Annotated in this window: 10 protein-coding genes; 8 read left to right on the top strand and 2 right to left on the bottom strand. The window is 41.4% G+C overall.

Annotated elements, in window-relative coordinates; all coding sequences use genetic code 11:
* Both ACI4L0_RS00885 and ACI4L0_RS00880 read right to left on the bottom strand, forming a co-directional pair.
* Positions 1–1,001 (bottom strand): hypothetical protein (locus ACI4L0_RS00885; protein WP_439798288.1); only part of this gene is annotated, 1,001 nt, incomplete at its 3' end.
* Positions 1,002–1,052: 51 nt separating this feature from the next.
* Positions 1,053–2,864 carry a proline--tRNA ligase gene (locus tag ACI4L0_RS00880; RefSeq protein WP_439798287.1) on the bottom strand — a complete coding sequence of 604 codons (1,812 nt, stop codon included), beginning with the start codon at positions 2,862–2,864 and terminating at the stop codon, positions 1,053–1,055.
* A gap of 162 nt (positions 2,865–3,026) precedes the next feature.
* Here ACI4L0_RS00880 and fliS point away from each other — a divergent pair, with 162 nt between their 5' ends.
* The 8 genes from fliS to ACI4L0_RS00840 all read left to right on the top strand — a co-directional run bounded on the left by fliS (position 3,027) and on the right by ACI4L0_RS00840 (position 7,302).
* On the top strand, positions 3,027–3,485 hold the full coding sequence (fliS, locus tag ACI4L0_RS00875; RefSeq protein WP_439798286.1) for a flagellar export chaperone FliS: 459 nt from the start codon (positions 3,027–3,029) through the stop codon (positions 3,483–3,485).
* Positions 3,486–3,571: 86 nt separating this feature from the next.
* Positions 3,572–4,060, top strand: a complete 489-nt coding sequence (locus tag ACI4L0_RS00870; protein WP_439798285.1) for a flagellar biosynthesis protein FlgN — start codon at positions 3,572–3,574, stop codon at positions 4,058–4,060.
* Positions 4,061–4,162: 102 nt separating this feature from the next.
* On the top strand, positions 4,163–4,789 hold the full coding sequence (locus ACI4L0_RS00865; RefSeq protein ID WP_439798284.1) for a TetR/AcrR family transcriptional regulator: 627 nt from the start codon (positions 4,163–4,165) through the stop codon (positions 4,787–4,789).
* Between the two features lie 262 nt (positions 4,790–5,051).
* Positions 5,052–5,387 carry a phenylpyruvate tautomerase MIF-related protein gene (locus tag ACI4L0_RS00860; RefSeq protein WP_439798283.1) on the top strand — a complete coding sequence of 112 codons (336 nt, stop codon included), beginning with the start codon at positions 5,052–5,054 and terminating at the stop codon, positions 5,385–5,387.
* Between the two features lie 32 nt (positions 5,388–5,419).
* Positions 5,420–5,779, top strand: coding sequence for an arsenate reductase family protein (locus tag ACI4L0_RS00855; RefSeq protein WP_439798282.1), 360 nt, complete (start codon positions 5,420–5,422; stop codon positions 5,777–5,779).
* On the top strand, positions 5,780–6,361 hold the full coding sequence (locus tag ACI4L0_RS00850; protein ID WP_439798281.1) for a 2'-5' RNA ligase family protein: 582 nt from the start codon (positions 5,780–5,782) through the stop codon (positions 6,359–6,361).
* Between the two features lie 364 nt (positions 6,362–6,725).
* Positions 6,726–6,908 carry a hypothetical protein gene (locus ACI4L0_RS00845; RefSeq protein WP_439798280.1) on the top strand — a complete coding sequence of 61 codons (183 nt, stop codon included), beginning with the start codon at positions 6,726–6,728 and terminating at the stop codon, positions 6,906–6,908.
* Between the two features lie 43 nt (positions 6,909–6,951).
* Complete coding sequence (locus ACI4L0_RS00840; protein WP_439798279.1) at positions 6,952–7,302, top strand: hypothetical protein; 351 nt, start codon at positions 6,952–6,954, stop codon at positions 7,300–7,302.
* The last annotated feature ends 315 nt before the right edge of the window (positions 7,303–7,617 follow it).

Below are 7,617 nucleotides of genomic sequence, written 5' to 3'. Positions count from 1 at the left end.
AAAACGCTGTCAAACAATGTGAGCGTGCACAAAGAAATTTTTCCGTCCTTGTTCTGCGTGATGATTTTAAAATCCCTGGTTATGTTTTCAGATTCAGGCTGGTAAAAAACATTCATGACAGTGACTCTGTCATTTTCCACTGTTATTTTTTTCTGCGGAGAAATCGAGTACGACAGGTTTGTGCTCTGGCAGACTCTCCGAAGCAAAATGTCCATTGCGGATTTTTTTTGCTCCTCGGGAAATTCAACTGAAGTCATCGAAAGAATTGCAAAATCCTCAAGCAGCCACAGGTTTTCCATGGAATGTTTCCATCTGGTGTCCAGCGTGATTTTCTGCGAGCCGAATTCCACAGTCTGCTCTTCCGCCTTTACCTTTTTTAAAACACGCTTTTTGTCTTTGGGCAGGCCTTCAACTCCCATGAACAGGGCAAAGCTTTTATCTTCCGAAGAAAGCAGCCTGCCTGAAGTTTCGATTGAAAAAATATTCTGTCCGTCAGCGGCCTTTATTTCAGCGATATTGAAAATCGGCACAAATGAGCTGAACTTGATGTCCACTGTGCCTCCGAACTGCGGAAAATCCTGCCGCTCTATAACCGCCTGATCTGAAACAAGCTGGGCTTTCTGTCTGCGGAATGTAAATTCGTAAAACAGATCATGCATGTAATTTATGATGTCCGTGTCTTCCTGCGAAACTGCGCCGTGAATTTTTTCCCCGGTGAATTCTATTCCCTTTGCGGAGTCTGGATTTACGGAAACATAAATTGTAATGTCCTTTGCCGGCTGTTTTTTTTCAGCATCAGCAGGCGAATAAAACCGCGCTGCATAGGTGTCTTCGCTGTAGTAAAGAAAGCCGACAATGGCCGCGCTCCTGAATGTTTTGTCCCTGTAATATACGTATTCGCCGGAAGTGTCGGGAATATACTGTTTTACCCCCGGAAGAGAAAATGCCGGGAAATTTCCTGCAAGAATAAATATCGCAGCGATAAATATTTTCTGTAACATCCTTTCTCCGTAAAAAATAGAGTGCCCTGAAAACTGGATTTTTCAAGACTGCTATGAATTCAGTTTTTCGAATTCAGCCTTTACGATTTCCGCCGCCTTTTCCGCCGCCTTTTCCAGTGGAATAAGCTCTGTCTGCTCGCTTGCCCGCCTTTTAATTTCAACGTTCGGAAGATTTTTTTCTCCGACTGTAATTCTGACAGGGAAGCCGATCAAATCCATGTCATTGAATTTTACACCGGGACGCTCATCGCGGTCGTCAAGCAGAACTTCAACTCCGCTTTTTAAAAGCTCGTCATAGATTTTGTCCGCGGCTTCTTTCATTGCCCCCGTGTATTTTATTGGAACAATGGCGACTTGATATGGCGCAGTTGACATCGGCCATATAATTCCCTTTTCGTCATGGAAGGATTCGATTATTGAAGCAAGAACGCGGTCAACTCCGATTCCATAGCAGCCCATTGTGGGAACGGCGGCTTTTCCATTTTTGTCCAGATAGGTAACGCCCATTGATTCTGTGTATTTTTTTCCGAGCTTGAAAATATGGCCAAGCTCATTTCCCTTTGTTGTGTAGAAGGGTTTTCCGCAGACAGGACAGATGTCGCCTTCCTTTGCGGTTCTGAAGTCCGCTGTTTTCCATGCTGAAAAATCTCTTCCGTATTCAACATGAATAAAATGAGTGTCGGCCTTGTTTGCGCCCACAAGAAAATCGTGCATGTCCAGAACTGAATTATCCGCAAGAACCGGAACATTGGAAAGTCCTATCGGGCCTGCGAATCCAACCGGCGCTCCTGTGATTCTTGAATCCTCTTCCGCAGTTGCAAGCTCCACTTCCGAAGCCTTGAGAAAGCCGGCGAGTTTTGCTTCGTTGATATCAAGATCGCCCCTTATGCAGACAGCAACAAAAACTTCAGGGTAGAATCTGATGTTTCCTTCTGTAATGCTCTTGAGATTCTTGCAACATTCAAGCTCAGAAAGATCAAGGCAGACATTTGTTGCTTTATAAATCAATGTTTTTAAAAGCTGATGCTTTGAGCAGCCGAGATGCTCTTCAAGGTCGCTGATTGTTCCAACGCCGGGGGTGCTTATCGGCTCGTATTTTTTATCCGAAGGTTTTACCGGCTGTCCGTTTTTGTCTATCGGGGTGTCCTTTGCGCAGGTTGCCTTTTCAACATTTGCAGCGTATCCGCATTTGCACAAAATGAGGGTGTCATCTCCGATTGCGCTTTCAACCATGAATTCCTCGGAGCCGCTTCCGCCCATTGCGCCTGTGTCAGCCTTGACTGTTATCACATTCAGCCCCAGACGCTTGAAAATTTTCAGGTAGGCTTTTGCGTATGCCTGGTATGACTGATCAAGGGATTCGTCATCCGCATTCAGAGTGTAGCCGTCCATCATGTTGAATTCGCGGCCGCGCATAACACCGTATCTCGGGCGGATTTCGTCGCGGTACTTTGTGTTTATCTGATAGCAGTTTATAGGAAGCTGCTTGTAGCTTGTGAGTCCCTGCTTCATGATTGCAGTGTAGGCTTCTTCGGCGGTCGGGCTTACAACCATGTCCTGCTGCTGGCGGTTCTGGGCTTTGAGCATCTGAGGCCCCATTGTTTCCCAGCGTCCGCTTTCTTTCCAGATGTCACCGGGAACCACAACAGTCGGCTTGAATTCCATTGCTCCCGAAGCTTCAATTTCTTCCTTGATGATTTTTTCAAGTTTTCTATAGGCTCTTAGCCCTAGCGGCATGTATGTGTAAAGACCATTTCCTAGTTTTCTGATTAAATCGGCCCGCATCATAAGCTGATGACTGGAAATAATGGCTTCCGACGGAGAATCGCGAAGCGTCCTGAATGGAATTTGTGAAGTTTTCATAATCGAATATTTTAGTGAAATTCAAGTCCATGTTCAATATTTTGCAAGGCTCGAAAAAATTCGCTTTCCGTTTTTGCGAATGTTTTTCTAAACTTGCATTTTTTTATTCCGATAATCGAAAATAGTAGTCTTGTCTGTGCGCAGGACACTACGGGAGGAACAATGGTATACGGAGGCAATCCTTACGGCGGTTTTAGCGCTTACCGCGAAATCGGAGTGAAAACTGCCAGCCAGGGAAAACTTGTTGTGATGCTCTATGAGGGCGCGATTTCAAATCTGGAAAAAGCCATGGCGCTGATTTCCGAGGATGGAAAAATAGCTCCCGGAAGCATAGAGAATTATGGAAACTATCTTCAGAAAGTCATGGATATAGTCACAGAGCTGGAAGTGAGCCTGAACATGGATCAGGGCGGCGAAATCGCAAAAAATCTCATGTCGCTTTATGTGTATTTCAACAAGCAGATTCTTGAATCAACAATAAGCCATGATAAAAAGAAACTTGCTTTTGTGTACGATATGCTTTCCCAGCTCAAGGAATCATGGATCTCGGCTTCAAACAGCACTGCCAATGCCCAGACAAGAATTCCGGGGGCGGCTCCGTCGCTGAGTATAACTGGATAGGAAAGGCTTAAAGCTGAAAATGAATTTTTTTGGAAACGCTGATTGACCGGTGTTTCCTCAAGGCTTTCCGTTTTATGGAGATTTTTATGGAGCAGAAGATTTCAAAAGAAGAGCTGGATGAGCGCGTTATGATTCTCAGGAAATTCAAGCTTCTTCTGGAGCAGCAGCGCAAAAAATTCCAGGAGTATCTTAGAGTTCTTGAAAAGCAGGAAACAAAAATAACCGAGGAAGATACAGATGCTCTTGTTGCCCACAGCGAGCTTGAGACACAGATTGTGCAGGGAATCGGCGCGCTGCAAAAAGTCATTGTTCCCATGCAGGAGCTTTACAATAAATCGGGCGCGGCATTTTACAATCCAAGCGAGGCTTATCCTGTTTCTCAGATACAGGCTGACCTGAGCCGGTTGCAGTCACAGGTTCTTGCGCAGAATGAAAAAAACCGTCTGCTTCTAAAAGACCGTCTGGGACAGCTGAAAAAGCAGATTTCAGATTTCAGAAATCCATACCGCTCTTTGAATTCGATTTATGCGCAAAAGTCATTTCCGAGCGGAACAAGAATTCAGGTTGAAGTCTGAATGTTTTGCGCAGATTGCGGTGCAGGCGCGCTGAAAAGGTCTTTATTTTTTTCAGGCCGCACGCACTTGAATTCTGCGCTGCTATAATTCCAGGAAAGAAAAATGCCGGCTACAAAGAAAATAACAAAGGACATGATTCTTGATGCTGCCTTGGAAATTTTCCGGGCGGAAGGCTTTGAGGCTGTCACATCTCGCCGCATCGCTTTAAGAATCGGATGCTCGACACAGCCGATTTATTTTGAATATCGGAACATGGACGAGCTGAAAAATGACATTATAAAGAAAGTTGTTGAGCGGCTGGACAGTGAATTCAGCCTTGCAGTCAATGAAGAAAATACGTTTATTTACCGTTCATTCGGAGTTTCATTTTTGAAATTTGTAAAGTCAGATCCGTTTGTATTCAGGCAGATTTATATTTCAGATGGAAAAATCGGAAAGCTTGTGGATGATCTTAGAATGCCCAAGATTCTTCATATCCTTGAAAATATTTATGGCTACGAAAGGAAAAAGGCACTTGCAATTCATAAAATGGCTTCGTGCTTTTTGCTGGGAATGGCAGTGCAGATGGTTTCTGACTATAATAAAATTTCAGATGAAGAAATAAAGGACAGCCTTGAAAATTTATTTGTTTCGATTTGCTGTGTTTATGGAATTCCTCCGAAGCTTGCAGAGAAAAAAGAATTCCTGAATCATTATGAAAAAATAATAGCGGACGTCAAAGAAATTTGAAAAATCTGACAAGTTCAATGTAAGGTGGATTGCTGTAAAAAAAACTATTTTCTGCAATCGCATCAATTTTTCTTTATGCATATCTCTATTTCCCCCGTATTTTCAGTTGATAATTTTTATTTGTTTATTATATGCCTTTCCGGGACACGGAGAAAAATTTCTGCCCAGGCTCTTCTGGGTTTAGGCTATACTAATCTTATTGAGTTTGGCGGAATTTTAGATTATAAAGGAAAGATAAAGAAACAGGAGGAATCAAATGCCAATGATTAAAGCTAAGGTGACTATGCAGTTGCCTGTAGAAAAAAGAGATGTTTTGAAGGCTGAGTTTGGAAAGGCTATCAGTATAATGGGAAAGCCGGAATCTTATCTGATGATAAATCTGGTTGATAATCAGGATTTGTATTTTGGCGGAAAGAAGCTTGACAAGGGCGCTTACGTTGAAGTTAAAGTCCTTGGAAGCGTTGACGGCGGTGCAAGTGAGAAGATGACTGCCAGAGTTTGCGAGATTCTGGAAAAGGAACTTGGAATCCCGGGCAATGCAGTTTACGTTTCGTACTGGGGAACGGGCAACTGGGGCTGGAACGGCGGAAACTTTTAGCCTGCGGTAAATCGAGCGAATAGGGCAAAATTATGATTCAGATTTTTGGAACTCTAAAAAACTTTGACGTAAAGACTGCTCAAAGATGGTTTGCAGAACGCCGTATTCCGGTTCAGTTCGTAGACCTGAAAGAAAAAGAGATGAGCCGCGGAGAGTTTGACAGCGTTGTGGATGCAATCGCGCGTGAAGCTGGAAGCAGGGCAGACGCCATTGAAGAGATGACTGACAAAAAGTCTAAGGATTACGCAAGCATTGCTTACCTTGACGACAGCGAAAAAGCAGACAAGCTTTTTGAAAATCAGCTCAAGCTTATGAAGCAGCCGGTGTGCCGTAACGGAAAGAATGCGGCTACAGCAGGGCTTGCTCAAAAGACTTGGGAAACCTGGAAATAGATGAAAAACAAAAATAATAACCGTGGAGGCGGGAACTTCCCGCAGCAGACACACTTTATAGGCGTTCTTTTGCCGGAGGATATTACGCTCACACTTGAAGATTGCCGCCGGTATATGAGGGAAGCTTACGGCTGTAAATCAGACCACGCAACTCCGATTCATGTTACTTTGGTTCCGCCATTCAGGCTCCCTGATGAATATTCTACAGGAGATTTGGCACGTGCTATTGAAAACGAAGTCATACCGAAAGGCTTAGGTTTTACTGCTCACATCAATAACTTTGACGCATTCGGTGACCGCACTTTATTTGCAAAAGTCGTAACTGATGAAAAGTGGGTTGCGCTCCGTGACGCAGTGTTCAGTGCCGTCATTAAAGCAGCACCGGGCTGTACAAAGAAAGACGGAAGGCCTTTCCAAGGTCATATCTCCGTTTCCAATCGTGACATTCCGACAGGCGTTATGACAGGCGCACTTCAGGTAATGAATGAACTGAATCTTGCGGAAGATTTCCCGGTAGACAATGTTACGATATTTGAGCGGCAGAATGGAAAATGGGTGAGTGCGGTAAGTTTGATTTTTTAAATATCGTATTGTTATTAATAAAGGAAGTAATTTGAAGGTGTTGAATAACTGTAAAGATGAATGAATTTGATAATGAATATTATTCCGTAAATTTCAAGTTTCAGCAAAAAAACTTTTTTTAATTTGGGTTTCAGCACAAAATGGAGATAGTTTTCTGAAAAACAATAATCAATTAGTATTTTTCTCAAATAGCAAAGATTTAAATATTTTTTGTAAAGAAAATTCTATAACGATTGAATCAGAAACAGTTTTTGATTTTGATGCTATTGATTATGCGGATTGTAATAATATAATAAACCTATGGAATATTATAAGTGATTTATCAAAAACATTAGGTTTAGTTTTTATAGGAGATACAAATGAAATGATAGATATTTATAAAAAACTTTTTTGTGGTTGTAATCTTCCTGCATTGAATCAAAGTAGTGAAAGATATAAACCATATTTTTCAGATAGCGAAATTACTACTATTAGCAATGTAATCTCAAATATGAAAGAAATTCTGAAAACTGTTTTTATAGAAATTTTTAATATAAAGGAATATTAGATTAAATAAAATCATTTGTTTACAGTCTTGAGGAGCAAAATCAATGAAAACAAAAATTAAAATTCTAATTACTACAAGTTTAATATATGGAATTTTTCTTATCTTAGGTATCTTTGCTTTAGATGGTTTTTTAGAGTATGTTTTTATAACATCTGCTGTCTTTTTTTGCATATTAGCTGTGAATTTTTATTGTTTGCATTGGAAAGATGATTTCTTGTCAAAATTTATAGTTGAAAGAAAATTGACTTTTCTTTTTATTATATTGGCGCTCATTTACATTGCAGTGTTTTGCATTTCTTTTTTTCTCGCTGATGGTCTGGATAAAATAATGTTCTGTGCTATATGGAGTTCAGTAATAAATGTATGCATTTGTGATTACATTTATTTAAGATAGTCTTGTCCCTCATCTAGCGTTTTAACCCCGTCTGAAAGCGCAGTGTTTTTGGAGAATCGCTAGTACCAACGGCTATAGATTCTTTGATTCAAAAAAAATATATTCACATAAATAACGGGTGCGCTCTTTTTGTGTTTAGGGGAAAGCAGGAAACAGAAGGAGAGTGCGGCTTTACAGGGCTGACACCGGCATTGCAGACCGTTATAGCAGAGGTGAAAGCAGTTTTCAAAAAAACACGGCGTACTTTTTTAAATTCTCGGCGTGAATTTTTTAAAACACGGCGTGTTTTTGGTGAATTCTCGGCGTGAATTTTAC

It is taken from the genome of Treponema sp. (assembly GCF_051883275.1).
Classification (GTDB): Bacteria; Spirochaetota; Spirochaetia; order Treponematales; family Treponemataceae; genus Treponema_D.
Note: the sequence above shows the minus strand (reverse complement) of the source record. Positions and strands in the feature narration are given on the sequence as shown.

What these genes read in the sequence shown, in the direction of transcription:
- ACI4L0_RS00880 (WP_439798287.1), bottom strand. Translation starts at nt 2,864, where the DNA reads ATGAAAACTTCACAAATTCCATTCAGGACGCTTCGCGATTCTCCGTCG.
- fliS (WP_439798286.1), top strand. Translation starts at nt 3,027, where the DNA reads ATGGTATACGGAGGCAATCCTTACGGCGGTTTTAGCGCTTACCGCGAA.
- ACI4L0_RS00870 (WP_439798285.1), top strand. Translation starts at nt 3,572, where the DNA reads ATGGAGCAGAAGATTTCAAAAGAAGAGCTGGATGAGCGCGTTATGATT.
- ACI4L0_RS00865 (WP_439798284.1), top strand. Translation starts at nt 4,163, where the DNA reads ATGCCGGCTACAAAGAAAATAACAAAGGACATGATTCTTGATGCTGCC.
- ACI4L0_RS00860 (WP_439798283.1), top strand. Translation starts at nt 5,052, where the DNA reads ATGATTAAAGCTAAGGTGACTATGCAGTTGCCTGTAGAAAAAAGAGAT.
- ACI4L0_RS00855 (WP_439798282.1), top strand. Translation starts at nt 5,420, where the DNA reads ATGATTCAGATTTTTGGAACTCTAAAAAACTTTGACGTAAAGACTGCT.
- ACI4L0_RS00850 (WP_439798281.1), top strand. Translation starts at nt 5,780, where the DNA reads ATGAAAAACAAAAATAATAACCGTGGAGGCGGGAACTTCCCGCAGCAG.
- ACI4L0_RS00845 (WP_439798280.1), top strand. Translation starts at nt 6,726, where the DNA reads ATGATAGATATTTATAAAAAACTTTTTTGTGGTTGTAATCTTCCTGCA.
- ACI4L0_RS00840 (WP_439798279.1), top strand. Translation starts at nt 6,952, where the DNA reads ATGAAAACAAAAATTAAAATTCTAATTACTACAAGTTTAATATATGGA.